Origin of the sequence: Microbacterium kribbense (assembly GCF_039537285.1) — a bacterium.
GTDB lineage: Bacteria > Actinomycetota > Actinomycetes > Actinomycetales > Microbacteriaceae > Microbacterium > Microbacterium kribbense.
In genome coordinates this window covers 187,714-211,737 of the sequence record NZ_BAABAF010000006.1, presented here as the reverse complement: position 1 = coordinate 211,737, position 24,024 = coordinate 187,714, and the positions used below count along the sequence as shown (strand labels likewise).

Here is a 24,024-nt window from a genome sequence, read left to right as displayed (position 1 = left end):
GTCAGCACGTATCGGCGATGGTGCACAATTGGCGCATGACGACGGTGCTGCAGACGGTGCGCAGACTCGTCGCGCCGCTGACCCAGACGCCGCTGTTCCGCCGCATCGGCCGGGTCGTCATGCCGGCGCTCGAGCGCACGTTCCGGGTGCTGAACGGCGGGCGGATGCCGATCAGCGGTCTGCTGGTCCCCTCGCTCACCCTGCACACGATCGGTGCGAAGTCCGGGCAGCCTCGTGACGTCCAGCTGATGTACACCCCCGACGGCACCGGATGCGCGATCGTCGCCGGAACGAACTTCGCCGGGCCGCGGCATCCGGCCTGGACGGCCAACCTGATCGCCCATCCGGATGCCGAGATCACCGTCCGCGGCCGCATCCTGGCCGTCCGCGCCACCCGCGTGCGCGGCGAAGACCGCGAAGCCGCCTGGGCGCGCATCGAGGTGCAGTGGCCGAACTACCGCTCCTACGAGCGCGAGTCCGGCCGCACCGTGCGGCTGTTCCGGCTGCGTCCGGTGCGCGAGCTCGGCCGCCGCTAGCCCTTCGTGGCGCCGGCCATCAGACCCCGCACGAAGAATCGCTGCAGGGCGAAGAAGACCACCAGGGGCACGATGATCGAAATGAACGTGCCCGCCGACTGCAGGTACCACTGGTTGCCCCAGGTGCCCGAGAGCGAGTTCAGCGTCTGGGTCAGCGGCAGCGACGAGCTGGGGGCGAAGATCGTCGCCACCAGCAGGTCGTTCCACACCCACAGGAACTGGAAGATCGCGAACGAGGCGATCGCCGGCATCGCCAGCGGCACGATCATCCGGAAGAAGATCTGGCCGTGCCCGGCGCCGTCCACTCGAGCCGCCTCGATCAGCTCGCCGGGGATCTCCGAGATGAAGTTGTGCAGCAGGAAGATGGCCAGCGGCATCGCGAAGATCGCGTGCGCGATCCACACGGTCGCGAAGCTGTGGTCGACCTCGCGCAGCGTGAAGCCGGGGAAGATCCCGACCCCGGCGACCGTGAGCCCGCGCGAGAACAGGCTCAGCAGCGGCACCAGCGCCATCTGGATCGGCACGATCTGTAGGGCGAACACGCCGACGAACAGGATGCTGCGGCCCTTGAACGGGATCCACGCGAACGCATAGGCGGCCAGCGCCGCGATCGAGATAGGGATCACGGTGGCGGGGATCGCTATGGCCAGCGAGTTGATGAACGACGCACCCAGGGTCAGCGAGGTGCCGCCGGCCGTCAGCGCATCGAAGTAGTTCGACAGCGTGAAACCGGGGTTGGTGAAGACCGTCCACCACCCAGTCGAGTTCGAGTCGGCACCGGGCCGGAACGAGGTGACGAACAGCCCGAAGGTGGGGATCGTCCAGATGACCGCGATGATGGCCGCGGCCAGGGTCGCGCCCCGGGAGGTGAGCCGCTTCTGCGCATCCTTCTCGTCCTTGCGGGTCTGGCGGCTCTGCTGGCCCAGAGTGCGTGCGGCCCGCGTGCTGACGGGAGGATCGAGCTCGACGGTGGCCATCAGCGGATCTCCTTCTGCTTGCGCATCTGAATCACGTTGTAGACGATCAGCGGCATCACGAACAGGAACAGCACCACGGCCAGCGCCGACGAGTGCCCGTAGCTCTGGAACCGCTGCTGCTGATTGACCATCTCGAAGCCCAGCACCGAGCTGTTGGAGCGGCCGCCGGTCATCACCGCGACGATGTCATACACCTTCAGCGCCGCGATCGTGATCGTCGTCAGCACCACGACCAGCGACGTGCGGATGCCGGGGATCGTGACGTTGAAGAACCGCTGCAGGGCGCTGGCGCCGTCCAGCTGCGCGGCTTCGTGCTGGTCGGCCGGCACCGCCTTGATCGAGGCCGACAGAATCACCATCGCGAACCCGGTCTGGCTCCAGATGAACACCACCAGCAGGCAGATGGTGTTCACCAGCGGCTGCGCATCCAGCCAGCCGACCGGCTCGGCGCCGAACCAGCCGAGGATCGCGTTGAGGATGCCGACCTGCTGACCCTGCCGGTAGTCGTAGACGAACTTCCAGATGATGCCGGCGCCCACGAACGAGATCGCGACCGGCATGAACACCCAGAGCTTGAGGAACTTCTCACCGCGGGCACGGTCGACGAAGGCGGCATAGATCAGGCCGATGCCGGTCGCGGCGATCGGGGCGATCAGCGCCCAGATCAGGGTGTTGATCACCGACCAGAAGCCGTAGGCGTTGGTGAACGTCCAGATGTAGTTCTCCAGTCCGACGAACTCGGTGCCGGTCTTGTCGAAGAACGACTGGAAGATCGTCGAGATCGCCGGGTAGACGAGGCCGGTCAGCAGCAGGATCGCCGCCGGTGCCAGGAAGATGATCAGCTGGAAGAGGTACCCCGTCCCCTGCCGGGACCGGTAGTCGGCGAAGAACAGGATCGCACCGGCCAGCAGAGCGATCGCGACCACGTACACGACGGAGTTCTGGTACGGGCGCATCACCATGAAGGCGATCACCGGGATGACGAAGCAGGCGGCCATCCGCAGCACGCTGTAGCCGCGGCCGGCGCGCGGGGCGTATTCGATCAGCAGCAGGATGACGGCGACCAGGATGGCGAACAGCACCACCACGATCGGGATCTGCACGAGCGGGTGCAGCTGGCCGACCCAGACGAAGAAGCTGTTCAGCGAGAACCCGAGGGTGGTCGGCTTGGCGTTCTCGTCCGGGCCGGAGGTGAGCAGGAACAGCAACAGCGCCACGACCAGCACGGCCGCCGCGGCGAGGATGATGCCGGTGACCCGTCGGGACGCTCCGGGCTTTCGCCGCGGATCGGTGAGCTGGTCGGTCATGGTCGTCGCCATTGTCCTGCCCTCCCGTGGGCGTGCGCTCGCCCACTCATGCTGCGGGGTCGGCAGGACGGGCGCCGTGCACTCGTCCTGCCGACCCGTCGTGCGCTAGTTCTCGTAGCCCGCCTGGATCGCCTCGAGAACCTTGTCGGTGGGCATGCCGTCGATCCAGCTGACCATGCCCTTCCAGAACGATCCCGAACCGACCGTGGCCGGCATCAGGTCCGATGCGTCGAAACGGAAGACCGTGTTCGGGTCCTGCATGATCTTCATCGCCTCGACCAGGAAGTCGCTGGAGGCCAGCGACGCGTCGGCGCCCTTGTTCGCCGAGATGACGCCGCCCAGCTTCACGCGGGCATCGGCGAACTCGGGCGTGGTCATGAACTGCTGGACCTGCTTGGCCGCCGCGGAGTCGGCGAAGCGGGCGACGAACTCGCCGCCACCCTCGATCGAGCTGGCGCCGGCCTCGATGCCCGGCAGCACGAACGCGTACACGTCGCCGTCGGGTGCGACGGTGGGTGTGGCGCCGTCCTTCGTCTTGGCGACGAGGAAGTTCGACGACAGGAAGGATGCCTGGTGCGTCAGAGCGCAGGTGCCGTCGGCGACCTTGGCGGCGACGTCGGCGAACGCCGTCGAGTTGATGCTCTTCACGTCACCGAACCCGGCGTTGACGTAGTCCTTGTTCAGCAGGATCGAGCCGACCGCGTCGAAGGCGTCCTTGATCTGCGGGTCGGTGAACTTCACGTCACCGCTGACCCACTGGTCGTAGACATCCGGCCCGGCCTGGCGCAGCACGAGGTCCTCGATCCAGTCGGTGCCCGGCCAGCCGGACGCGTCACCCGATGCGAATCCGACGCACCACGGGGCCGCGTCGGTCTTCTCCCGGATCGTCTTGGTCAGGGCCAGCACGTCGTCCCAGGTCTTGGGGATCTCCACGCCCCACTTGGTGAACTCGGCCGGTGAGTACCAGACGTAGCCCTTGACGTTGGCGAGCATCGGCGCCGCATAGAAGTCGCCGTCGGCGCTGCCGTAGTTCTTCCAGTCCTTCGACCAGTACTTGTCGACGTTGGCGCTGACGGTCTCGTCGGCCTTCTGCACTTCGCCGGTGAGGATCAGCGACTGCAACAGCCCCGGCTGCGGGACGATCGCGAGGTCGGGTGCCGACCCGCCTTTCACCTTGGTGACGATGTTGCCTTCGAAGCCCTTGTCTCCGGTGTACTCGACCTTGATGCCGGTGTCCTTGGTGAACTGGTCGAACGACTGGTTGAGCAGGTCCGCCTCGGACCCGGTGATGCCGCCCGAGATGTGCACGGTCTGGCCCTTCACGCTGTCGTCGCCGGTGCCGCCTGAACCGGTCTCGGCACAGCCGGTCAGCACCATGCTCGCCACGCCCACCAGTGCCAGCGAGGAAATCACGGAACGTCGCATTGACTTGTCCACTGTCATCCTCCTCGTTCGGAAGCAAGAGGCGGCCCCGGTTCGGGACGCCGCAAGCGCTTACAGCGAACGTACAGGCGTCGCGTGGGCTTTTCAACAAAGGCCCATAACAGGTTGATAACTCATGGGAGCGCTCTCATGGCGTGCCTCCCCCGGAACCGGTCAGGGCGTGAGCTGCGGCACCGTGTGCGGGCGGACGATCAGCCACAGTGCCGCCACGCCGACCACGGCGCATCCGATCATCACGACCGCCATCGTCGACGCGGTGATTCCGGCCTCGTGCGCGATCAAGCCCACGATCGGCGAGATGAAGCCGGCCACGGCATTGTTGGCGAATCCGAGCAGCGAGGCGGCGGTGCCGGCGGCCTTGCCGTGGCGGTCCAACGACAGCACCTGCACGCACGGGAAGGTGAAACCGCACGCGGTCATGAACACGAACAGCGGGATGACGGTGCCCCACAGGCCCGCGCCGGCCAGGTCGCAGACCAGGATCGCCACGGCCGAGAGCACCAGCACCGCGGTCGAGAAGGCGAGCACCCACTGCGGGCCGAACCGCGCGGCCAGCCGTGCCGCGATCTGCACGCCGATGACCAGGCCCACCGAGTTGGCGGCGAACAGCAGCCCGTACTGCTGCGGGGTGAACCCGTAGCTCTCCTGGAAGAGAAACGACGAGCTCGACAGGTACGAGAACAGGCCGCTGAAAGTCATCGCGCCGATGACCAGCACTCCGATGAAGATGCGATCGCGCAGCACGCTGCCGTACCGCTGCCAGATCGTCGTGGTGCCGGCATCGACCCGCCGCGCCCGCGGCAGCGTCTCGGGCAGGACGAAGCTCGCGCAGCCGAGCATCACGATGCCGTAGCCGGCGAGCACGATGAAGATGCCCCGCCAGTCCATCACCACCAGCAGCGCCGAGCCGATCAGCGGTGCGATCACCGGCGCGGCGCCGCTGACCAGGGCGAGCCGGCTGAGCATGACGACCAGCCGCCGTCCCCCGAACAGGTCACGCACCATCGCCATGGCCACGACGCCGCCGGCGGCGGCACCGATGCCCATCAGCACGCGGGCCCCGCCCAGCAGCAGCAGGGTCGGCGCAAGCGCCGCCAGCACGCTGGCCGCGACATGCAGCGCGGTCACGATCAGCAGCGGGATGCGCCGGCCCAGCTTGTCGCTGAGGGGGCCGATGATCAGCTGGCCGAGGCCGAAGCCGATCATGGTGCCGGTCAGGGTGAGCTGGACGGCTGCGGCGGTGGTCTGGAAGTCGCGCTCGAGCACCGGGAAGGCCGGCAGATACAGGTCGACGGTGAACGGCCCGAGGGCGGTGAGTGCCCCGAGCAGGATGATGTAGACGACCCGGCGGGCGGTGGAGATCGCGTCGCCCGGGTGCAGCATGATCGGCGCCGTGGCCGGGTCCGGGCCGAGGGTGCGGATCGCACCGGTGGCCGGCGGCAGGCGCAGCGCCGCGGTCACGGTGCGGATCGATCCGGTCAGCGTGCGGGGGGTGTTCTCATCAGCAGTCACGTAGCGGGGTCCGACCGGTCGTAGGAGTGGATGTTCGCCCTGCGTTCGCAGCAGGACGCGAGAGAGCCCCGGGCACCGGCCCGGGGCTCTCGCAGCGAAGCAGAGACTACTTCAGGGTGACCGTGGCGCCGGCCTCTTCCAGGGCGGCCTTGGCCTTGTCGGCGGCCTCCTTGGTGGCCCCCTCCAAAACTGCCTTGGGCGCGCCGTCGACGACAGCCTTCGCGTCGCCCAGGCCGAGCGAGGTGAGCTCGCGGACGACCTTGATGACCTGGATCTTCTTGTCGCCGATCGTCTCGAGGATGACATCGAAGGAATCCTTCTCCTCGACCTCTTCGGCGGGCGCGGCCGGGGCGCCGGCGGCGGCAACGGCGACGGGGGCGGCGGCGGTGACCTCGAAGGTCTCCTCGAACTTCTTGACGAACTCGCTGAGCTCAATGAGCGACAGCTCCTTGAAGGCGTCCAGAAGCTCGTCGGTGCTGAGCTTTGCCATGATGGTTCTCCTTGCTGAGGGTTGTTATGCCGAGGCCGGGATCAGGCCGCGGACTCCTGCTTCTCGCGCAGCGCGTCGACCGTGCGAACGGCCTTCGACAGCGGTGCGTTGAACAGATATGCCGCCTGGAACATCGAGGCCTTGAAGGCACCGGCGAGCTTCGCCAGCAGGACTTCACGGCTCTCGAGGTCGGCGAGCTGGTTGACCTCTTCCGCGGTCAGGGGGGCGCCGTCGAAGAAGCCGCCCTTGATCACCAGAAGAGGATGTGCCTTGGCGAAGGCGCGCAGGCCCTTCGCGACGGCGACTGGGTCACCGTGCACGAATGCGATGGCTGACGGCCCCTTCAGGTCGTCATCCAGCGACCCGATTCCCGCTTTATTGGCGGCGATCTTGGTCAGCGTGTTCTTCACCACGGCGTATTCCGCGTCCTGACGAATACTGCCCCGAAGCTCCTTGAGCTCGGCAACCGTCAGACCGCGGTACTCGGTCAGCAGAACAGCGGCAGAGTTCTCGAAATGCTTCGTGAGCTCGGCGACCGCCTGGTCCTTCTGCGCCATGGCCACTCCTTGTCTGTATGAGATGCTCCGCGATGGCGGGGCACCGGCCTGAAATCACCGGTCTCCTGACACACAAAAAAGCTCCGACGCAAGCGACGGAGCGGAATCAGCAGAATCCTTCATGTCACCTGCGTGGGCCCCTGCGTGGCAGTGCTTCGATCGGAGTGCTCGCGCACGCCGATGACCGACGGTCTTTGGCTATGCACCAGAATACGCCGATGCCGCCCCCGGCGCCAAATCGCACCGCAGCCGTGCGCCGGGAAGCCCTCAGCCGATCAGGCCGCCGGGCGCGCTCAGGCCGGCTCGGCGCCGATGCCCAGGTCGCGGGCGGCCTGTGAGATCGCCGCGGCCAGCTCGACGTCCTTGCGGGTGACACCGCCGGCGTCGTGCGACGTGAGCCGCACCTGCACCTTCGGGTAGGTGACCTCGACGTCGGGGTGGTGATTCGCGGCCTCGGCGAGTGCGGCGATCGCCTCGAACAGGCGCGCGCCGGTGGCGAAGTCGCCCGTCGTGAACACGGCGCTCACGGCGTCGTCGGCGAATCGCCAGTCGCCGACGCCTGCGGCCGCGCGGAACCCGTCCTGCGTGATGATGTCCATGCCCCCGACTCTGCCACTGTGCGCCGTGAATGCAACCCGGTCCGCGGAGGCCCCGCGTCGCGGACGGGGTCCGTCTGCCACCGGGGATACCCTCGAGAGGTGACCCCCGAGCTTGCCGACCGCATCGTCGCGGATTCGCGCGACCGGGTCGGCTGGCTGCGGGCGCGCTCGCGCGGGATCACGGCGACGGATGTCGCGGCCCTGACCAGCGCACGGGTCATCGCGCGCGCGGCCGACGCCAAGCTGCGCGGCACTGGGTTCACCGGCAACGCCTACACCGACCACGGGCGGCGGCGCGAGCCGGAGATCGCCCGGTGGGTCGCGGCGACGCACGGCATCGCGCCCTCATCGGCGCTGTTTCGCGCAGTGGTCGAGCCGCGGCACCTGGCCACGCCCGACGGCATCGCACAGGATGCCGACGGCCGCATCACCCTCGCCGAGATCAAGACGACCAGCAAGGCCTGGCGCAGCATCCCCCGCTCCTATCTGCGGCAGGTGTGGTGGCAGCAGCACGTGCTGGGCGCCGAGCGCACGCTGGTCGCGTGGGAGCAGCACGAGGACTTCGTGCCGGTCGGCGACGAGCCGCGGTGCGCCTGGGTGGACCGCGACGACGCCGAGATCGCGAAGCTCGTGCGACTGGCGACGAGCCTGATCGACGAGCTGCACCGCCGCACGCATCCACGTCCGGTGCCTGCCGGCCCGGCGGCCCCGGCGCGCGAACCGTACCGCGCCCTGGCCCTCGCCGACTGACCATGCGGACAGGTAGTTGACAGAGGTCAACGATCGACCATACAGTTGACTCTTGTCAACAGTTGACGTTCGTCAACAACCTGCGCCAGTGCCGCCGCATCCACCCCGTCCTCATGGAAAGACTCGGATGACCACTCCCCACCCCGTCGCCGGCGCGAAGCCGGCGATGAGCCACCGGCAGGTGCTCGAAGCCCTGTCCGGCCTGATCCTCGGCATGTTCGTGTCGATGCTCGCCTCGACCGTCGTCTCGAGCTCGCTGCCGGTGATCGTGCACGACCTGGGCGGCGACCAGGCCGCGTTCACCTGGGTGGTCACCGCGACGCTGCTGACCACGGCGATCTCGACGCCGATCTGGGGCAAACTCGCCGACCTGTTCAACCGCAAGCTGCTCTACCAGCTGGCCATCGTCATCTTCGTGCTGGCCACCGCCGCGGCCGGATTCTCGCAGAGCCCCGAGATGCTGATCACCTTCCGCGCCGTGCAGGGACTGGGCGCGGGCGGCCTCGCCGCCCTCAGCCAAGTCCTGATGGCCGACATCCTCAGCCCGCGCGAGCGCGGCAAGTACATGGGCCTGTTCGGCGCGGTGATGGCCGTCGCCACGGTCGGCGGTCCGCTTCTGGGCGGCGTGCTCACCGATGCGTGGGGCTGGCGCTGGAACTTCTACGTCGCACTGCCGGTCGCGATCCTGGCACTGATCATGGTGCAGAAGACGCTGCACCTGGCGGCCGTGGTGCGTCGCAAGGTGTCGATCGACTACCTCGGCATCGTGCTGCTGTCGGTCGCGGTCTCGCTGCTGCTGATCTGGGTGACCGTCGCCGGCACGAGCTTCGACTGGTGGAGCGTGCCGACCCTCCTGATGGTGGGCGGTGCCCTGCTGGCGGCGGTGCTGTTCGTGATCGTCGAACTGCGCTCCAAGGAGCCGCTGGTGCCGCTGTCGCTGTTCCGCAACCGCACCTTCACGCTCGCCGTGGTCGCGTCGATCGCGACCGGGATCGCGATGTTCGGCGCCTCCGTGTTCCTCAGCCAGTACATGCAGCTCGCGCGCGGCGCCACGCCCACCCAGTCGGGGCTCATGACGATCCCGATGATCGCGGGCCTGCTCGCGGCATCCATCGTCATCGGCTGGCTGATCTCGCGGTTCGGGCGCTGGAAGGTGTACCTGATCGCCGGCGGCGTGCTGCTGATCGCCGGCTCGTACACGCTGTCGACGATCCACTACGACACGAACTTCGTGCTGGTCTCGCTCTACATGTTCCTGCTCGGCGCCGGCGTCGGCATGACGATGCAGAACCTGGTGCTGATCGTGCAGAACACCTGCAAGCCCGGTGAGATCGGTGTGGCCAGCTCCGGGGTCACCTTCTTCCGGAGCCTGGGCGGCACGATCGGAGTCGCGGTCATGGGCGCCGCGCTGGCGGCCAAGGTCATCGAGCTGATGAAGCAGCAGATGTCCGACCTGGTCGCGGCCATCACGAGCCTCGGCGATCAGGCGCCATACTGGCAGGCGCAGCTGAGCTCGGGCACGATGCCGCAGGTGTCGGACATGCCGCACGCGCTGCGCGTGATCGTCGAGGACATCTACGCGCAGGGCATCTCGCACTCGTTCCTGTTCGCCGTGCCGTTCGCCGTGATCAGCCTGATCGCCATCGTGTTCATCCCGAACACGCCGCTGACCCGGATGACCAACACCGAGCGTCAGCACGCCGGCGAGGCGGACTTGGCCACCGTCTCGGTGGCCGAGGGCATGGAGGTCCTGACCGCCACCGGCAGCATCCCGGTCGCGGGCGCCACGGCCGAGGCGGGACGCCGGGGACCGGACGAGGGATGACCACCGCCGACGCCGCCGAGCACGCCCCCGCCGCGGGCGCCGACCCTGCGCCCGGAGGGCACCGCGAAGCCGTGCGAGAGCTCGAGAGCGCGTTCACGCTGCTGTTCACCCAGCTGCGCCGCGCGTATGCGCAGGCCGCGGACGCCGTGAGTCCGGGCATGCTCCCCGGCACCTTCAAGGTGCTCACGATGATCGACCAGATCGGCCCGGTGAGCGCCTCCACGCTCGCCGAGCGCATGGAGCAGGACAAGGGCCTGATCAGTCGTGCTGTGACCGAACTGGAGGGGCTCGGGCTCATCGAGCGCACCCCCGACCCGGCGGACGGCCGGATCCGTCTGATCAGCCTGTCCGCCCCGGGCCGGGAGCGCTATGAGGCGGTGCGCTTCCCGTTCGTCGACCAGCTCGAGGGCGCCATGATCGAGTGGCCCCTGGCCTCGATCGAGCGGCTAACCGGGCTGCTGCGGGCACTGGCGACCACCATCGTGCCGCGGGCGGTCTGAACCGCGCATCGCGCGTCACGCCACGAGCACCCGACGCCCTTCGGCGACAACCTCGTCGGCGATCAGCTCGAGCAGCGGCGAGCGCAGATTCCACTGCTGCCAGTACAGCGGCACGTCGACCCGATCGCCGCCGAGGCGGACCAGCGTGCCGTCGGCCAGGCCCGCGGCCGACTGGAACGTCGGCAACAGGCCCCACCCCATGCCCCGCTGCACGGCGCGGGCGAAGTCGCTCGACGCCGGCACATAGTGCCGCGGCGGCGTCGCCCGCACGCCCCGGGCGCGCAGCCAGCCGGACTGCAGGTCATCGCGGCGATCGAAGTCCACGAGCGGCGCGTGCGCCAGCGCGTCGACCACGCTGGCGTCGGTCTCGCCCGGCAGCCAGGTCGCGACATACTCCGGTGTCGCGACCGCTTCGTATCCCATCGTCCCCAGCGGCACGACGCGGCAGCCGGCGACGGGCTGCGCCCGTGAGGTGACCGCGCCCAGCACGGTGCCGGACTCGAGCAGGCCGGCGGTGAAGTCCTGGTCGTCGCGGTGCAGGTCGAACACGAGCGGATGCTGCCGGCTCAGCCGCGTCAACGGGGCGAGGAACCAGGTCGCCAGCGAATCGGCGTTCACCGCGAGGGCGACGCTCATCCGCGTGGTCGCGTCCGGCTCCAAGACGGCCACGACATCCTGCTCGAGCAGCGCGAGCTGGCGGGCGAACCGCACCACCGCGGCGCCGGCAGCCGTCGCCTTCGCGGGCCTGCTGCGCACCAGCACGACCTGCCCGAGCCGCTCCTCCAGCGCCTTGATGCGCTGGCTGACCGCGGACGGACTCACGTGCAGCCGGCGGGCGGCAGCATCCAGCGTCCCCTCGTCGATCACGACGGCGAGGGTCTCGGCCAGCTCGAACGGGATCCGCATCGTAAGGCATACTAATGCAGCATCAGAACCCTGAGCTGTGCTTCAGAGTCGCCGGCTCGTAGCGTCGAGATGTGCTCACCTCTGCTCTTGCCGGCCTCGGACTCGGTCTCTCGCTGATCGTCGCGATCGGGGCGCAGAACCTCTTCGTGCTGCGCCAGGGCCTGCGTCGCGAGCACGTGCTGGCGATCGCCGTGATCTGCACCCTCTCGGATGCCCTGCTCATCGTGCTCGGCGTCTCGGGGATCGGGCTCGCACTGCACGCACTGCCGCAGCTGGTCACGCTCGTGCGCTGGATGGGCGCGGCCTTCCTGCTCGGCTACAGCGCGATGGCGCTGCGGCGCGCGGTGCGCCCGACGGGCGCGGCGCTGCGCGTCCGCGCAGCCGGCACGTCGCCCGCGCCGGGAGGCACCGCCGTCGCGACGCGCACGGCGCTGGCTCCGGCGGTGCTGACCTGCCTCGCGCTGACCTGGCTGAACCCGCACGTGTACCTGGACACCGTGTTCCTGCTCGGCTCGGTGGCGAGCACGCACGGGGCCGGCCGCTGGGCGTTCGCGCTGGGGGCGATGGTGGCCAGTGCGCTGTGGTTCTTCAGCCTCGCGTTCGGGGCGAGGCTGCTCGGCCGCCTGCTGGCGACGCCGCGGGCGTGGCGCGTCCTGGACGCCGTGATAGCGGTGATCATGATCGCGCTGGCCGTGCACCTCGCGTTCCCCGGCTGACCGCCGAGCGCGCCCCGAGCGGATGCCGCACCGGTTGGCCGCGGCCGGGCCATCACGGCACGATAGAGGAATGCGACGCGTGCATGTGGTGGTCACCGGGTCGGTGCAGGGCGTCGGCTACCGCTACACGATGCGCCTTCAAGCGCGGGAGGCGGGAGCCGCCGGCTGGGTGCGCAACCGCCACGACGGCAGCGTCGAAGCCGAGGTCGAGGGCAGCGCTGACCAGGTCGACGCGCTGCTCGCATGGATGGCCGAGGGCCCGCCGGGATCGCGGGTCACCGGTGCACGGGTACGGGATCTGCCGCCCGCCGGGTACGTCGGGTTCGAGGTGCGACCGACGGCATGACCGACGACGCCGGCGGCATCCGCCTGGAGGGAACCGCACGACGCCCGTCCAGGTCACCCGCCCGATCAGAATCCTTCCGGCAGCCGCGGGGTGTATCCGGCCTGCAGTCGCGCGATCTCATCGTCGGTCAGCGTCAGCTCGGCGGCGGCCAGCGCGTCTTCGAGATGCTGCGGCTTGGTCGCGCCCACGATCGGCGCTGAGACGGCGGGCTGCGCCATCACCCAGGCCAGAGCGACCTGTGCGCGGCTGACCTCACGCGTCGCGGCTATCTCGCCGACGACCTCGATGACGGCCCGGTCGGCGTCGTCCTGCTGGTGGTAGAGCGTCTTGCCGTACGCATCCGTCCGGGTGCGGAACGTCTCCGCTCCCCAGGGACGTGCCAGGCGACCGCGCGCCAACGGACTCCACGGGATCACGCCGACCCCCTGATCGAGGCAGTACGGGTGCATCTCCCGCTCCTCCTCGCGCATCAGCAGGCTGTACTGGTCCTGCATCGAGATGAATCGCGTCCAGCCGCCGATATCGGCCGCGTGCTGCAGCGTCGCGAACTGCCACGCGTACATCGAGGACGCCCCCAGATAGCGGACCTTGCCCGCTCGCACGAGATCGTGCAGCGCCTGCATGATCTCCTCCCTCGGCACCCGGGGGTCGAGCCGATGGATCTGGTAGAGGTCGATGTAGTCCGTGCCCAGTCTGCGCAGCGACGCGTCCACCTGCGCGAAGATCGCCGCGCGCGACAGCCCGCTGCCCTTCGGTCCGGGCCCCATGCGCATGGCGACCTTCGTGGCGATGACGACCTCGTCGCGTGAGGAGAATTCGCGCACCAGACGACCCGTGATCTCTTCGCTCGAACCGAGCGAGTACACGTTCGCGGTGTCGAACGTCGTGATGCCCGCCTCGATCGCCCGCCGGAAGAAGGGTCGGGCGGCATCGATGCCGATCGACCATTCGTGCGTGCCGGCATCCGGTTCGCCGTAGCTCATGCAGCCGAGGATGATCTTCGAGATGCGCAGGCCCGAGTCGCCCAGTCGTGTGTACTCCATGGCTCAACGATCCCACGCCCGCCCGACCGGATGCGGCCGCCTGCCGCAGGGCGGACAGGTCCCCTCCGCCGCCGGACACAGAACGGGGCCCCACCCGAAGGCGGGGCCCCGTTCTGCACGTCGGGATCAGATGGCGCCCACATCCAGCGGGATGCCGGGGCCGAACGTGGTCGACACCGCACCCTTCTGGATGTAGCGTCCCTTCGAGCTGGACGGCTTCAGACGCACGATCTCGTCGAGCGCGGTGCGCAGGTTCTCGTCCAGCTGCTCGGCGGTGAACGAGGCCTTGCCGACGACGAAGTGCACGTTGGCGTGCTTGTCGACGCGGAACTCGATCTTGCCGCCCTTGATGTCTTCCACGGCCTTGGCCGCGTTCGGGGTGACTGTGCCGGTCTTCGGGTTCGGCATCAGGCCGCGCGGGCCCAGCACCTTGCCCAGACGACCGACCTGGCCCATCAGCTCGGGCGTGGCCACGGCCGCGTCGAAGTCGGTCCAGCCGCCGGCGACCCGCTCGATCAGCTCGGCACCGCCGACCTCGTCCGCACCGGCTGCGATGGCAGCCTCGGCGGCAGGTCCGGTGGCGAACACGATCACGCGGGCGGTCTTGCCGGTGCCGTGCGGCAGGATGACGGTGCCGCGCACCATCTGGTCCGCCTTGCGCGGGTCGACGGCGAGCTTGAGCGCGACCTCGACGGTCGAGTCGAACTTCTTCGACCCGGTCTCACGGGCGAGCCCGACAGCCTCGGTCGGCGTGTAGAACTTGTCCGCCTCGATCTTCGCGCTCGCGGCGCGGTAAGCCTTGGATTTGGTAGCCATGTTCGTTACTCCCTCAACCCTCGACCGTGATGCCCATGGAACGGGCGGTGCCGGCGATGATCTCCGCGGCGGCGTCGATGTCATTCGCGTTCAGGTCGGGCTGCTTGGTCTCGGCGATCTGACGCACCTGCTCACGGGTGAGCTTGCCCACCTTGACAGTGTGCGGCGTGGCCGAGCCCTTCGCGACGCCGGCGGCCTTCTTGATCAGCTCGGCGGCCGGCGGGGTCTTCAGGATGAACGTGAAGCTGCGGTCCTCGTAGACGGTGATCTCGACGGGGATGACGTTGCCGCGCTGCGACTCGGTCGCGGCGTTGTACGCCTTGCAGAACTCCATGATGTTCACACCGTGCTGACCGAGCGCGGGCCCGATCGGCGGTGCCGGGTTGGCGGCGCCGGCCTTGATCTGAAGCTTGATCAGGCCGGTCACCTTCTTCTTCGGTGCCATTGTGCTTTCCTTTCGTGCGTCCGGGGCGCAGTGCTCCGGAACGCGCTGCCACACACCAGGCGGTTCCTGGCAGTGGTGGGGATGGTGGCGCGACGAGCGCGCAACCACGTAAGTCTACCGGATGCCGCAATACGGCGCGTCCGGCGGCCGAGGCCGGGCATTCCGGGTGGGACCGGCGTGTCCGTGCGGGCGCGGGGGCGCGCTAGAGCATCTTCGTGACCTGCTCGAACGACAGCTCGACCGGGGTCTCGCGCTCGAACAGCGAGACGAGGACGGTGAGCTTGCCGCTCGCGGCGTTGATCTCGCTGATCGTGCCGGGCAGACCCGCGAACGAGCCCTCCTTGATCGTGATGGTCTCGCCGACCTCGAAGTCGATCTCGGCGGGGATCGCCCGAGCAGCGGTCTGGCCGCTCTTGGCGGCGCCACCCTTGACGGTGGCGACATCCTTGATCTCGACGAGGGGCTTGAGCATGTTGAACGCCTCTTCGAAGCGCAGCGGCGTCGGGTTGTGCGCGTTGCCGACGAAGCCCGTGACACCCGGGGTGTGCCGCACCACCGACCAGGTGTCTTCGTTGAGCTCCATGCGCACGAGCACGTAGCCGGGGATCCGAACACGCGTGACCATCTTGCGCTGGCCGTTCTTGATCTCGACGACGTCCTCCATCGGGACCTCGACCTGGTAGATGTCCTCTTCCACCTCGAGCGTCGACTTGCGCTGCTCGATGTTGGCCTTCACCTTGCGTTCGAAGCCGGCGTAAGAGTGGATGACGTACCACTTGCCCTCGAGGGTGCGCAGCTCGGTGCGGAACGCCTCATACGGGTCCTCATCCTCGGCATCCGCATCGTCGTCGTCGGGTGCCGGGCGGTCGTCCTCGCCGTTGATGTCGGGGCCGTCGTAAGGGGTGACCTGGTCGGCCGCGTCGGCGGCGGCCTGCGCCGCTTCGTCGGCCGCGTCGTCGGTGAGGACCTCAGCGGCCGCCTCGGCCTCAGCGGTCTCGTCGATGTGCAGTGCGTCGTTCACGATGGCGTCAGCCTCCGGGTCGTCGATTTCAAGGTCATAGCGCTCGTCCGAGTCATCCGCATCCGCGTCGTCTTCGTCTTCGACGTGCAGCGCACCGTGCTCGGCCGCCTCGACCGCGCGCTCTTCGGACTGCAGGACGTTGCCTTCCTGGGCCTCGTCGTCCTCGCTGGACTGCTCGGCGGCCGTCGCCCAGTCGGCGTCGTCGACATGTCTGTCAGCCACTTGTTGTTTCTCTTCCGTTCGTGTCGTCCGGGGTGCGCAGGTCGTCAGGGTGTCGGCGGTGCGCCGAATACCACGTTGGTCATCCAGCTGAACAGGATGTCCAGCCCGTAGACGATGGCCATCATCACGCCGACGAAGCCGATCACCACAATGGTGTACTTGATCAGCTCCTGGCGCGTGGGCGTGATGACCTTGCGCAGTTCAGCGAAGACCTCGCGGATGAAGATGACGATGCGCTGGAAGACGTTCGCCTTCTGCTCGCCAGATCGATCGCTGGCAGCGATGATCTCGCCGTTCGGCTCGTCCTGGACCATCGACCCCACCTGAATCGTCTTCCGTGAATCAGCAAATCGCTGAAGCGCAGGGCGGACAGGAATCGAACCTGCAACCTGCGGTTTTGGAGACCGCTGCTCTGCCAATTGAGCTACCGCCCTATGGACCCGAAGGTCCCGGGATGCCCTCACTCCTGCGCTGCGACCGGCGATCTGAGGGACGTGCCCTCGGCCCGTGGGCACAGCGAAAGAATGCAGACAATACTGCCTCTCCAGTGTAGGGCATGCCCTCCGCGGCCGCGAACCGACCTGGATGCCGCCGCTGTCGGCACCGGTTGCCGCGCGAACCGGCTACGCCCCGACGCGGATGAGCTTCTTGTTCACGAACTCGTCGGCTGCGAGCAGCCCGAGCTCGCGCGACGTGCCGCTGCGCTTGACGCCGCCGAACGGCAGCTCCGGGCTGTCGGCGAGCACCAGGTTCACGTAGACCATGCCCGCCTGGATGCGGTCGGCCACGCGCTGGGCCTGCTCCGGGTCGGTCGTGAACAGGTAGGAGCCCAGACCGTACGAGGTGTCGTTGGCCAGCGCCACGGCCGCGTCCTCGTCGGCGACCCGGTACAGCGTCGCGGCGGGGCCGAACAGCTCCTGCCGATAGACATCCATCTCGGCGGTCACATCCGCCAGCACCGTCGGCGCGAAGAAGGCGCCCTCGCGGGTGCCGCCGGTGAGCACCGTCGCACCCTGCGCACGGGCACCGTCGATCTGCTCCTGCAGGCGCGCCGCGGCCGCCTCGGACGACAGCGGACCGAGCACGGTGTCTTCCGCGGTAGGGTCGGCCGCCTGCACCGCCGCCATCGCCGCGGTGAACTTCGCCGCGAACTCGTCGTACAGCGCGTCGGCGACGATGAACCGTTTGGCGCCGTTGCAGGACTGCCCGTTGTTGTCGATGCGCGCGTCGAAGGCCGCCTGCACAGTGGCATCCAGATCGTCGGTGGACAGCAGGATGAACGGGTCGGAGCCGCCCAGCTCGAGCGCGACCTTCTTCAGGTTGCGCCCGGCGACCTCGGCCACGGCCGCCCCGGCGCGCTCCGAACCGGTCACCGACACGCCCTGCACGCGCGGGTCGGCGATGATCGCGGCGGCCTGCTCGTTGCTGGCGTAGACGTTGACGTAGCCGCCCGCGGGCAGTCCGGCATCTTCGTAGATCCGCTCCAGGAACGCCGCGGACTCGGGGCACTGCGGCGCGTGCTTGAGCAGGATCGTGTTGCCCAGCACCAGGTTGGGCGCGGCGAACCGGGCCACCTGGTAGGCGGGGAAGTTCCACGGCATGATGCCCAGCAGCACGCCCAGCGGCGAGCGCCGCACCACGGCGGTGCCTGAGCCGACGATGTCGATCGGCTGGTCGGCCGTGATCTTCTCGGCGTTGTCGGCGTAGAACTCGATGATGTCGGCGGCGAAGTCGACCTCGCCGACGGCAGCCGCGGTGGGCTTGCCCATCTCGCGGACGATGATCGCGGCCAGCTCGTCGCGCCGCTCGCGATGCAGCTGCGCGATGCGGCGCACCACGGCGGCGCGCTCGGCGACGGCCGTCTGCGACCAGGTGCCGAAGGCGGCGGAGGCCGCGGCCACGGCATCGGCGATCTGCGCGTCGGTGAACGTGTCGTATTCGGCAACGAGCTGCCCGGTGGCGGGGTTGACGACGGCGTACTCGGTCATGCTGTCTCCTACGGCTCGACGGGGATGAGGGTGTACTTCGTGGACAGGTACTCGGCGATGCCCTCCAGACCGCCTTCGCGACCCATGCCGGACTGCTTGATGCCGCCGAACGGGGCGGCGGCGTTCGAGACGACGCCCACATTCAGGCCCATCATGCCCGATTCGAGCCGGTCGATCATGCGGTGCCCGCGGGCGAGGTCTTGGGTGAACACGTACGAGACCAGGCCGAACTCAGTGTTGTTGGCCAGCCGCACCGCCTCGTCTTCGTCGCGGAAGGTGGCGATGGCCAGCACCGGGCCGAAGATCTCCTCGCGCAGGATGGCGGCGCCGACGGGCACGCCCGCCAGCACCGTCGGCTCGAAGAAGGTGCCGTCGGATTCGATGGCCGATCCCCCGGTGCGCACCGTCGCGCCGTGGCCGACGGCGTCGGCCACCAGCTCGCTCGCCTTGGCGACGGCATCCCCGTCGATCAGCGGGCCGATCTGCACGTCCGCCTCGGTGCCGCGGCCGATCTTCATCGCCGTGACCTTCGCCGTGACCCGGTTCGCGAACTCCTCGGCGATCGACTCGTGCACGATGAACCGGTTCGCGGCGGTGCAGGCCTGGCCGATGTTGCGGAACTTGGCGATCATCGCGCCATCGACCGCCTTGTCGAGGTCGGCGTCCTCGAACACGACGAACGGGGCGTTACCGCCGAGCTCCATCGACACCCGCAGCACGCCTTCAGCGGCCTGCGCGATGAGCTTGCGGCCGACCTCGGTCGAGCCGGTGAACGACAGCTTGCGCAGCCGCGGGTCGGCGATGATGGGGCCCGACACCTTGCTCGAGGTCGTGGTGGAGACGATGTTGACCACGCCGTCGGGCAGGCCCGCCTCCTGCAGCAGGGTCGCGAAGAACATCGTGCTCAGCGGGGTGAGCGCGGCGGGCTTGACGACCACGGTGCAGCCGGCCGCCAGTGCCGGGGCGATCTTGCGGGTGGCCATCGCGAACGGGAAGTTCCACGGTGTGATGAAGAACGACGGCCCCACCGGGTGCTGCGAGACGATCATGTGGCCGGTGCCCTCGGGGTTCAGCCCGTAGCGGCCGCCGATGCGCACCGCCTCCTCGCTGAACCAGCGCAGGAACTCGCCCCCGTAGGCGACCTCGCCGCGCGACTCGGCCAGCGGCTTGCCCATCTCGAGGGTCATCAGCAGCGTCAGGTCCTCCTTGTGCTGCTGCACCAGGTCGAACGCGCGGCGCAGGATGTCGCTGCGGGTGCGCGGCGGGGTGGCCGCCCAGGCGTCCTGGGCGGCGACGGCGGCGTCCAGCGCGCGCATGCCGTCGGCCGGCGAGCCGTCGGCGATCGTGCGGATCACGGCGTTCGTGCTCGGGTCGTGCACGTCGAAGGTCTTGCCGCCTTCGGCTTGGACCCATTGCCCGCCGATGAACAGTCCGGTCGGGACCCGGTTCATCAGTTCGCTCTCTTGCTCGGCGCTCATTGCGCGTTCCTCTCGGTGGTCTCGGTGGTCGGGCTGTCAGTGGGCGGCGAGGGCGGCGGCCACGACATCCAGCCCCTCGCTCAGCAGGCCGTCGCCGATCGACAGCGGCGGCAGGAACCGGATCACGTTGCCGAACGTGCCGCAGGTGAGCACGATCACGCCGGCGGCGATGCACGCCTTGGCGATGGCGCCCGTCAGCGCGGCATCCGGGTCGCCGGTTTCGGGGTCGACGAACTCGGCGGCGACCATCGCGCCCCGGCCGCGCACGTCGCCGATGCGCGGGTCGGACTGCTGCAGGGCGCGCAGCCGCGGCAGCAGGATGTCGCCGATCTGCTGGGCGCGCTCGATCAGGCCGTCATGCTCGAACACGTCGATCGCCGCGACCGCCGCCGCGCACGCGACCGGGTTGCCGCCGTAAGTGCCGCCCAGGCCGCCGCCGTGGGTGGCGTCCATGATCTCGGCGCGACCGGTGACCGCCGCCAGCGGCAGCCCGCCGGCGATGCCCTTGGCCGTGGTGATCAGGTCGGGCTCGATGCCGAAGATCTCGCTGGCGAACATCGCGCCGGTGCGGGCGAACCCGGTCTGCACCTCGTCGGCGATGAACACGACGTCGTGGACGTGGCACCATTCCACCAGCGCCGGCAGGAAGCCGTCGGCGGGCACGATGAACCCGCCCTCGCCCTGGATCGGCTCGATCAGCACGGCGGCCAGGTTGTCGGCGCCGACCTGCTTCTCGATCATCGCGATCGCGCGCTTCGCGGCCTCGGGGCCGGTCAGTCCGTCGCGGTACGGGTAGGACATCGGTGCGCGATAGATCTCACCGGCGAACGGGCCGAAGCCGCTCTTGTACGGCATCGCCTTGGCCGTCAGCGCCATGGTCAGGTTGGTGCGGCCGTGATAGCCGTGGTCGAAGGCGACCACGGCCTGCTTGCGGGTGTACTTGCGGGCGATCTTCACGGCGTTCTCGACGGCCTCGGCGCCGGAGTTGAACAGCGCGCTCTTCTTCGCGAACGCGCCCGGAGTGATGCGGTTCAGCGCCTCGGCGACGGCGACATACGACTCGTACGGCGAGATCATGAAGCAGGTGTGCGTGAACTGCGCGACCTGCTGCTGGACGGCGGCGACGACCTTGGGGTGCGCGTTGCCGACGGTGGTCACGGCGATGCCGCTGCCCAGGTCGATCAGCGAGTTGCCGTCGGCGTCGACGACGACTCCCCCGCCGGCGGCGACGGCCGCGATCGGCGCGGTGTGCGAGACCCCGGGGGCAACGGCGGCGGACTTGCGGTCCAGCAGCTCCTGCGAGCGAGGGCCGGGGATGTCGGTGACCAGACGCCGCTCCTGCGGCAGCGTGGGGCCGCCGACGGGGGTGGCGGTCAGGGTGTTCATGCTCATACCGCGAGCGTAGGCCGACACGGCCCCTGGCGCACTCGACACAACGTACATTCGGTGTGACCACCTGGACTTCACGTATAGACTCTGCGGCATGGAGCAGACCGACGCCACGACCGTGCGCGCCCTGCTGTCACGGCGGGATCTGCATCTGTCGCTGGCGGTCGCCGAGGACGACCTGACGCCGGGCGCGCTGGAGCAGCCGGTGCGGTGGGTGCACAACTCGGATCTGGCGGATCCGACGCCGTTCCTGTCGACCGGGCTGGCGCTGCTGACGACCGGCACGCAGTTCGGCGAGGGCGACGATGCGGGCGCGTACACCGCCTACGTGCAGCGGCTGGTGGGCAGCGGCGTCTGCGCCCTGGGCTTCGGCGCCGACGTCGTGCGCGCCGGCATCCCCCCGCTGCTGACCCGGGCGTGCCGCACCGCCCGCCTGCCGCTGTTCGAGGTGCCCTACCGCACCCCGTTCATCGCCATCGCCCAGGCCAACGCCCAGGCGATCGCCGCGCAGGCGTATGCGCGACGCAGCTGGGCGCTGGCCGCGCAGCGGGCGATCGCGCTGGCCGCGCTGCGGCCGGACGGCCTGAGCGCCACGCTGGCCGAGCTCGCCCGGCAGCTGGACGCCTGGGTCGGCCTGTTCGACGCGGCCGGGGCGCTGGCCCGCGAGCATCCGGCCGGGGCGCTGGACGGCGCGACGGCGGCCGCTGTCGGCGACGAGGTGGCGACGGTGCTGCGCCGCGGCGCCCGCGCGGGCTCGTCGCTGCAGGTCGGCGTCACGCCCTTCACGCTGCAGACGCTGGGCCGGCGCGGCCATCTGCGCGGCGTGATCGCGATCTCGACCGGCAATCTCGACCAGGAGGGCCGCGACCTGGTCACCTCCGTCATCGCGATGGCCGGGCTCGCGCTCGAGCAGAACGAGGGGCTCGCGCGGGCGCGCTCGCTGCTGCGGGCCGGGGTCGTCCAGTCGCTGCTGTCGGACGATCCGACCCTGGCCCGCCGGGTCGCGCGGGACATGTGGGGCGGGCTGCCCGCCGCACCCGTGACCGTCGCGATGACGGATGCGCCGGCCCGCGAGGCGGTGACCGAATGGCTGGAGCTGCGCGCGCACGAGCGCGGCCGGCGGCTGTTCTTCGGCCGCGACGAGCAGAATCTGCTGATCGTGGTGCCCGAAGGCGACGCCGACGACCTGGCCGAGCTGGCGGCCCGGTTCGACCTGCGGATCGGGGCATCCGAACCGGGCGGTTACGGCGCGTTCGCGCGTGCCGCCGACCAGGCCGCGGTGGCGCTGCGCCGCGGCGTCGGGGCGCTGTCGTGGTTCCGCGACGTCGCGTCGTCGGGCGTGCTGTCCACGCTGCACACCGACGCCGCCCGCACCCTGGCGCGCGCGGCGCTGGCGCCGCTCGCGACGCACGACGAGGACGCCGGGACCGCGCTGGTCGAGTCGGTGCGGACCTGGCTCGAGCACGACGCGCGCTTCGACGAAGCGGCTCTTGCCCTCGGCATCCACCGGCACACGATGCGTGCGCGCATCGCCCAGGCGCAGCAGCTGCTCGGCGTCGACCTGGGTTCGTTCGCCGCGCGCGCCGAACTCTGGGTGGCGCTGCGCGCGCTGGCGTGAGCCGGTGCGGCGCACCCGCACACGTGGCGGGCTGCGCACCGGTCACGCCGGGGCGTGGGCCTGCAGGAACTCGTAGACGTCGGTCGTGTCCACACCCGGGAAGGCGCCGGTGGGCAGCGTGGCCAGCAGTGTGCGCGGCGTCGACACATTCGGCCAGGCGTTGTCGCGCCACGCCGACTCCAGCTCGGCCGGTGCGCGCCGGCAGCACACCTCGACAGAGTGCTTCGAGACGCCCCGGTGGGGGGTGTCGCGCCCCAGGAACCACTTGGTGTCGTCGAAGCGCACCCCCACGCTCACCGAGTGCGCCCCTTCGCTGGACGGCTGCACCCGCGCCGTGCACCAGTACGTGCCGCCTCCGGTGTCGGTGTACTGGTAGTACGGGTTGAACTGGTCCTGGATGTCGAACACTTCGCGGCTGGTCCACTTGCGGCAGCACATCTGCCCCTCGATCGAGCCGAGCCGGTCGCTGGGGAAGTTCACGTCGTCGTTCTCGTACGCCTTCGTGATGGTGCCCGATTCGTGCACCTTCAGGAAGTGCACCCGGATGCCCAGATGCACGGTCGCCAGGTTCGTGAACCGGTGCGCGGCGGTTTCGTACGAGACCGAGTACGCATCGCGCAGATCCTCGATCGAGATCGCGCGGTCTTTCTTGGCATCCTGCAGCGACCGCACCGCGTGCTCCTCGGGGATCAGCAGCGCGCCGGTGAGGTAGTTCGTCTCCACCCTCTGCCGCAGGAAGTCGGCATAGCTGGTCGGCTCACCGTGCCCGAGGATACGGCTGGACAGCGCCTGCAGCACGGCCGTGCGCGGGTCGCCCTTGGCCGTGAGCCGACTGGACAGGTACAGCCGTCCGTTCTTCAGGTCGGCGACGCTGCGGGTGGTCTGCGGAAGGTCGGGCACGTAGTGCAGCGTGAACCCCAGATGCGCGGCGATGTCCGACGCGGTGCGCTGGGTCAGCGGGCCGCCCGGGTGGTCGACCGCCTGCAGGATGCCGCGGGCCTGCTGCTCGAGCTCGGGGAAGTAATTGTTCTGGGTGCGCATCAGCCGGCGCAGTGCGACGTTGGCCCGCCGGGCCTCCTCGGGGGTGGCCGCCCGCTCGTCGCGCAGCCGGTCGATCTCGCCCTGCAGCGCCAGCAGCGCCCGCAGTGCGTCGTCGGGCACGGTCTTGCCGATGCGGAACGGGGCGATGCCCAGCGCCTGGAACGTCTGCCCCTTCATCGCCCGCGCCAGTGCGATCTCCATCTCGCTGCGCTCGTCCAGCGGCTCGGACTCCAGCAGCGCGTCCAGCGTCGTCTCCAGCGCCCGCGCGATCGCGCGCAGCAGGCTCAGGCGCGGCTCGCGCCGGCCGTTCTCGATCATCGACAGCTGGCTGGGCGCACGCCCGACGGCCGCTGCGAGCGCGTCCAGCGTCATCGAACGGGCGGTGCGCAGCTGCCGGATCCGGCGGCCGATGGTGAGGGCATCCACCCCTTCATCGTCCATCGCGATCACGGGGTTTTCATCCTCGAGCAGGTCGGTCATGGGGCGATTATCTCACAAA

General features: G+C 69.4%; 24 protein-coding genes and 1 tRNA gene. 7 read left to right on the top strand and 18 right to left on the bottom strand.

The annotated features are described in order from the left end of the window. Positions 1–35 precede the first annotated feature (35 nt). Positions 36–536 carry a nitroreductase family deazaflavin-dependent oxidoreductase gene (locus tag ABD705_RS09260; RefSeq protein ID WP_344782805.1) on the top strand — a complete coding sequence of 167 codons (501 nt, stop codon included), beginning with the start codon at positions 36–38 and terminating at the stop codon, positions 534–536. On the opposite strand, the gene ABD705_RS09255 is transcribed toward ABD705_RS09260, so the two are convergent. The 7 genes from ABD705_RS09255 to ABD705_RS09225 all read right to left on the bottom strand — a co-directional run bounded on the left by ABD705_RS09255 (position 533) and on the right by ABD705_RS09225 (position 7,421). Next, a complete protein-coding gene (locus ABD705_RS09255) occupies positions 533–1,513 on the bottom strand; it encodes a carbohydrate ABC transporter permease (protein ID WP_344782804.1) in 981 nt (326 codons plus the stop codon). The two genes, ABD705_RS09260 and ABD705_RS09255, sit on opposite strands and share 4 nt — an antisense overlap. Next, positions 1,513–2,832 (bottom strand): carbohydrate ABC transporter permease, encoded by a 1,320-nt coding sequence (locus tag ABD705_RS09250; protein WP_344782803.1) that lies wholly within the window; start codon positions 2,830–2,832, stop codon positions 1,513–1,515. Before ABD705_RS09250 ends, ABD705_RS09255 begins: the two co-directional genes overlap by 1 nt. A gap of 93 nt (positions 2,833–2,925) precedes the next feature. Beyond that, complete coding sequence (locus tag ABD705_RS09245; protein WP_344782801.1) at positions 2,926–4,263, bottom strand: ABC transporter substrate-binding protein; 1,338 nt, start codon at positions 4,261–4,263, stop codon at positions 2,926–2,928. A 153-nt stretch (positions 4,264–4,416) separates the two neighbouring features. Continuing rightward, the gene (locus ABD705_RS09240; protein ID WP_344782898.1) at positions 4,417–5,646 is read right to left on the bottom strand and encodes a multidrug effflux MFS transporter; all 1,230 of its coding nucleotides are present in this window, start codon (positions 5,644–5,646) and stop codon (positions 4,417–4,419) included. A 235-nt stretch (positions 5,647–5,881) separates the two neighbouring features. Continuing rightward, positions 5,882–6,265: a 50S ribosomal protein L7/L12 gene (gene rplL, locus ABD705_RS09235; protein WP_344782799.1), complete on the bottom strand. Its 384-nt coding sequence runs from the start codon at positions 6,263–6,265 to the stop codon at positions 5,882–5,884. A 41-nt stretch (positions 6,266–6,306) separates the two neighbouring features. Next, positions 6,307–6,822, bottom strand: a complete 516-nt coding sequence (gene rplJ / locus ABD705_RS09230; protein WP_344782797.1) for a 50S ribosomal protein L10 — start codon at positions 6,820–6,822, stop codon at positions 6,307–6,309. Between the two features lie 293 nt (positions 6,823–7,115). Beyond that, positions 7,116–7,421: a 4a-hydroxytetrahydrobiopterin dehydratase gene (locus ABD705_RS09225; RefSeq protein ID WP_344782795.1), complete on the bottom strand. Its 306-nt coding sequence runs from the start codon at positions 7,419–7,421 to the stop codon at positions 7,116–7,118. A 99-nt stretch (positions 7,422–7,520) separates the two neighbouring features. Between ABD705_RS09225 and ABD705_RS09220 the strand changes: the two genes are divergently transcribed. The 3 genes from ABD705_RS09220 to ABD705_RS09210 all read left to right on the top strand — a co-directional run bounded on the left by ABD705_RS09220 (position 7,521) and on the right by ABD705_RS09210 (position 10,496). Further along, on the top strand, positions 7,521–8,171 hold the full coding sequence (locus ABD705_RS09220) for a YqaJ viral recombinase family protein (protein WP_344782793.1): 651 nt from the start codon (positions 7,521–7,523) through the stop codon (positions 8,169–8,171). Between the two features lie 127 nt (positions 8,172–8,298). Next, positions 8,299–9,996, top strand: a complete 1,698-nt coding sequence (locus ABD705_RS09215; protein WP_344782791.1) for an MDR family MFS transporter — start codon at positions 8,299–8,301, stop codon at positions 9,994–9,996. Beyond that, complete coding sequence (locus ABD705_RS09210) at positions 9,993–10,496, top strand: MarR family winged helix-turn-helix transcriptional regulator (RefSeq protein ID WP_344782789.1); 504 nt, start codon at positions 9,993–9,995, stop codon at positions 10,494–10,496. Before ABD705_RS09215 ends, ABD705_RS09210 begins: the two co-directional genes overlap by 4 nt. 15 nt (positions 10,497–10,511) lie before the next feature. Here ABD705_RS09210 and ABD705_RS09205 read toward each other — a convergent pair whose 3' ends face one another. Then, positions 10,512–11,402 (bottom strand): LysR family transcriptional regulator ArgP, encoded by an 891-nt coding sequence (locus tag ABD705_RS09205; RefSeq protein WP_344782787.1) that lies wholly within the window; start codon positions 11,400–11,402, stop codon positions 10,512–10,514. Between the two features lie 71 nt (positions 11,403–11,473). Here ABD705_RS09205 and ABD705_RS09200 point away from each other — a divergent pair, with 71 nt between their 5' ends. Continuing rightward, on the top strand, positions 11,474–12,118 hold the full coding sequence (locus ABD705_RS09200; protein ID WP_344782785.1) for a LysE/ArgO family amino acid transporter: 645 nt from the start codon (positions 11,474–11,476) through the stop codon (positions 12,116–12,118). A 70-nt stretch (positions 12,119–12,188) separates the two neighbouring features. Then, a complete protein-coding gene (locus ABD705_RS09195) occupies positions 12,189–12,464 on the top strand; it encodes an acylphosphatase (protein ID WP_344782783.1) in 276 nt (91 codons plus the stop codon). Between the two features lie 65 nt (positions 12,465–12,529). Here the strand turns inward: ABD705_RS09195 and ABD705_RS09190 are convergent, their stop codons facing one another. From ABD705_RS09190 to gabT, 9 genes are all read right to left on the bottom strand, one after another. Then, a complete protein-coding gene (locus tag ABD705_RS09190; RefSeq protein ID WP_344782781.1) occupies positions 12,530–13,507 on the bottom strand; it encodes an aldo/keto reductase in 978 nt (325 codons plus the stop codon). 126 nt (positions 13,508–13,633) lie between these two features. Then, on the bottom strand, positions 13,634–14,323 hold the full coding sequence (gene rplA / locus ABD705_RS09185; RefSeq protein WP_344782779.1) for a 50S ribosomal protein L1: 690 nt from the start codon (positions 14,321–14,323) through the stop codon (positions 13,634–13,636). A 13-nt stretch (positions 14,324–14,336) separates the two neighbouring features. After that, positions 14,337–14,768, bottom strand: coding sequence for a 50S ribosomal protein L11 (gene rplK, locus ABD705_RS09180; protein ID WP_344782777.1), 432 nt, complete (start codon positions 14,766–14,768; stop codon positions 14,337–14,339). Positions 14,769–14,970: 202 nt separating this feature from the next. Beyond that, entirely contained in the window at positions 14,971–16,011 is a 1,041-nt protein-coding gene (nusG, locus tag ABD705_RS09175; RefSeq protein WP_344782775.1) for a transcription termination/antitermination protein NusG, read from the bottom strand. Positions 16,012–16,055: 44 nt separating this feature from the next. Further along, positions 16,056–16,325, bottom strand: coding sequence for a preprotein translocase subunit SecE (gene secE, locus ABD705_RS09170; protein WP_344782773.1), 270 nt, complete (start codon positions 16,323–16,325; stop codon positions 16,056–16,058). 47 nt (positions 16,326–16,372) lie between these two features. After that, positions 16,373–16,445, bottom strand: a tRNA-Trp gene (locus tag ABD705_RS09165). 189 nt (positions 16,446–16,634) lie between these two features. Beyond that, the gene (locus ABD705_RS09160; protein WP_344782772.1) at positions 16,635–17,999 is read right to left on the bottom strand and encodes an aldehyde dehydrogenase family protein; all 1,365 of its coding nucleotides are present in this window, start codon (positions 17,997–17,999) and stop codon (positions 16,635–16,637) included. An 8-nt stretch (positions 18,000–18,007) separates the two neighbouring features. Further along, positions 18,008–19,477, bottom strand: a complete 1,470-nt coding sequence (locus tag ABD705_RS09155; protein ID WP_344782770.1) for an NAD-dependent succinate-semialdehyde dehydrogenase — start codon at positions 19,475–19,477, stop codon at positions 18,008–18,010. A 36-nt stretch (positions 19,478–19,513) separates the two neighbouring features. Then, the gene (gene gabT / locus ABD705_RS09150) at positions 19,514–20,869 is read right to left on the bottom strand and encodes a 4-aminobutyrate--2-oxoglutarate transaminase (protein ID WP_344782768.1); all 1,356 of its coding nucleotides are present in this window, start codon (positions 20,867–20,869) and stop codon (positions 19,514–19,516) included. A 91-nt stretch (positions 20,870–20,960) separates the two neighbouring features. On the opposite strand from gabT, the gene ABD705_RS09145 reads away from it, so the two are divergent. Continuing rightward, positions 20,961–22,484: a PucR family transcriptional regulator gene (locus tag ABD705_RS09145; RefSeq protein ID WP_344782766.1), complete on the top strand. Its 1,524-nt coding sequence runs from the start codon at positions 20,961–20,963 to the stop codon at positions 22,482–22,484. Between the two features lie 42 nt (positions 22,485–22,526). On the opposite strand, the gene ABD705_RS09140 is transcribed toward ABD705_RS09145, so the two are convergent. After that, a complete protein-coding gene (locus ABD705_RS09140) occupies positions 22,527–24,005 on the bottom strand; it encodes a helix-turn-helix domain-containing protein (protein ID WP_344782764.1) in 1,479 nt (492 codons plus the stop codon). Positions 24,006–24,024 lie beyond the last annotated feature (19 nt).

What these genes read in the sequence shown, in the direction of transcription:
- ABD705_RS09260 (WP_344782805.1), top strand. Translation starts at nt 36, where the DNA reads ATGACGACGGTGCTGCAGACGGTGCGCAGACTCGTCGCGCCGCTGACC.
- ABD705_RS09255 (WP_344782804.1), bottom strand. Translation starts at nt 1,513, where the DNA reads ATGGCCACCGTCGAGCTCGATCCTCCCGTCAGCACGCGGGCCGCACGC.
- ABD705_RS09250 (WP_344782803.1), bottom strand. Translation starts at nt 2,832, where the DNA reads ATGGCGACGACCATGACCGACCAGCTCACCGATCCGCGGCGAAAGCCC.
- ABD705_RS09245 (WP_344782801.1), bottom strand. Translation starts at nt 4,263, where the DNA reads ATGACAGTGGACAAGTCAATGCGACGTTCCGTGATTTCCTCGCTGGCA.
- ABD705_RS09240 (WP_344782898.1), bottom strand. Translation starts at nt 5,646, where the DNA reads ATGCTGCACCCGGGCGACGCGATCTCCACCGCCCGCCGGGTCGTCTAC.
- rplL (WP_344782799.1), bottom strand. Translation starts at nt 6,265, where the DNA reads ATGGCAAAGCTCAGCACCGACGAGCTTCTGGACGCCTTCAAGGAGCTG.
- rplJ (WP_344782797.1), bottom strand. Translation starts at nt 6,822, where the DNA reads ATGGCGCAGAAGGACCAGGCGGTCGCCGAGCTCACGAAGCATTTCGAG.
- ABD705_RS09225 (WP_344782795.1), bottom strand. Translation starts at nt 7,421, where the DNA reads ATGGACATCATCACGCAGGACGGGTTCCGCGCGGCCGCAGGCGTCGGC.
- ABD705_RS09215 (WP_344782791.1), top strand. Translation starts at nt 8,299, where the DNA reads ATGACCACTCCCCACCCCGTCGCCGGCGCGAAGCCGGCGATGAGCCAC.
- ABD705_RS09210 (WP_344782789.1), top strand. Translation starts at nt 9,993, where the DNA reads ATGACCACCGCCGACGCCGCCGAGCACGCCCCCGCCGCGGGCGCCGAC.
- ABD705_RS09205 (WP_344782787.1), bottom strand. Translation starts at nt 11,402, where the DNA reads ATGCGGATCCCGTTCGAGCTGGCCGAGACCCTCGCCGTCGTGATCGAC.
- ABD705_RS09195 (WP_344782783.1), top strand. Translation starts at nt 12,189, where the DNA reads ATGCGACGCGTGCATGTGGTGGTCACCGGGTCGGTGCAGGGCGTCGGC.
- ABD705_RS09190 (WP_344782781.1), bottom strand. Translation starts at nt 13,507, where the DNA reads ATGGAGTACACACGACTGGGCGACTCGGGCCTGCGCATCTCGAAGATC.
- rplA (WP_344782779.1), bottom strand. Translation starts at nt 14,323, where the DNA reads ATGGCTACCAAATCCAAGGCTTACCGCGCCGCGAGCGCGAAGATCGAG.
- rplK (WP_344782777.1), bottom strand. Translation starts at nt 14,768, where the DNA reads ATGGCACCGAAGAAGAAGGTGACCGGCCTGATCAAGCTTCAGATCAAG.
- secE (WP_344782773.1), bottom strand. Translation starts at nt 16,325, where the DNA reads ATGGTCCAGGACGAGCCGAACGGCGAGATCATCGCTGCCAGCGATCGA.
- ABD705_RS09160 (WP_344782772.1), bottom strand. Translation starts at nt 17,999, where the DNA reads ATGACCGAGTACGCCGTCGTCAACCCCGCCACCGGGCAGCTCGTTGCC.
- ABD705_RS09155 (WP_344782770.1), bottom strand. Translation starts at nt 19,477, where the DNA reads ATGAGCGCCGAGCAAGAGAGCGAACTGATGAACCGGGTCCCGACCGGA.
- gabT (WP_344782768.1), bottom strand. Translation starts at nt 20,869, where the DNA reads ATGAGCATGAACACCCTGACCGCCACCCCCGTCGGCGGCCCCACGCTG.
- ABD705_RS09145 (WP_344782766.1), top strand. Translation starts at nt 20,961, where the DNA reads ATGGAGCAGACCGACGCCACGACCGTGCGCGCCCTGCTGTCACGGCGG.
- ABD705_RS09140 (WP_344782764.1), bottom strand. Translation starts at nt 24,005, where the DNA reads ATGACCGACCTGCTCGAGGATGAAAACCCCGTGATCGCGATGGACGAT.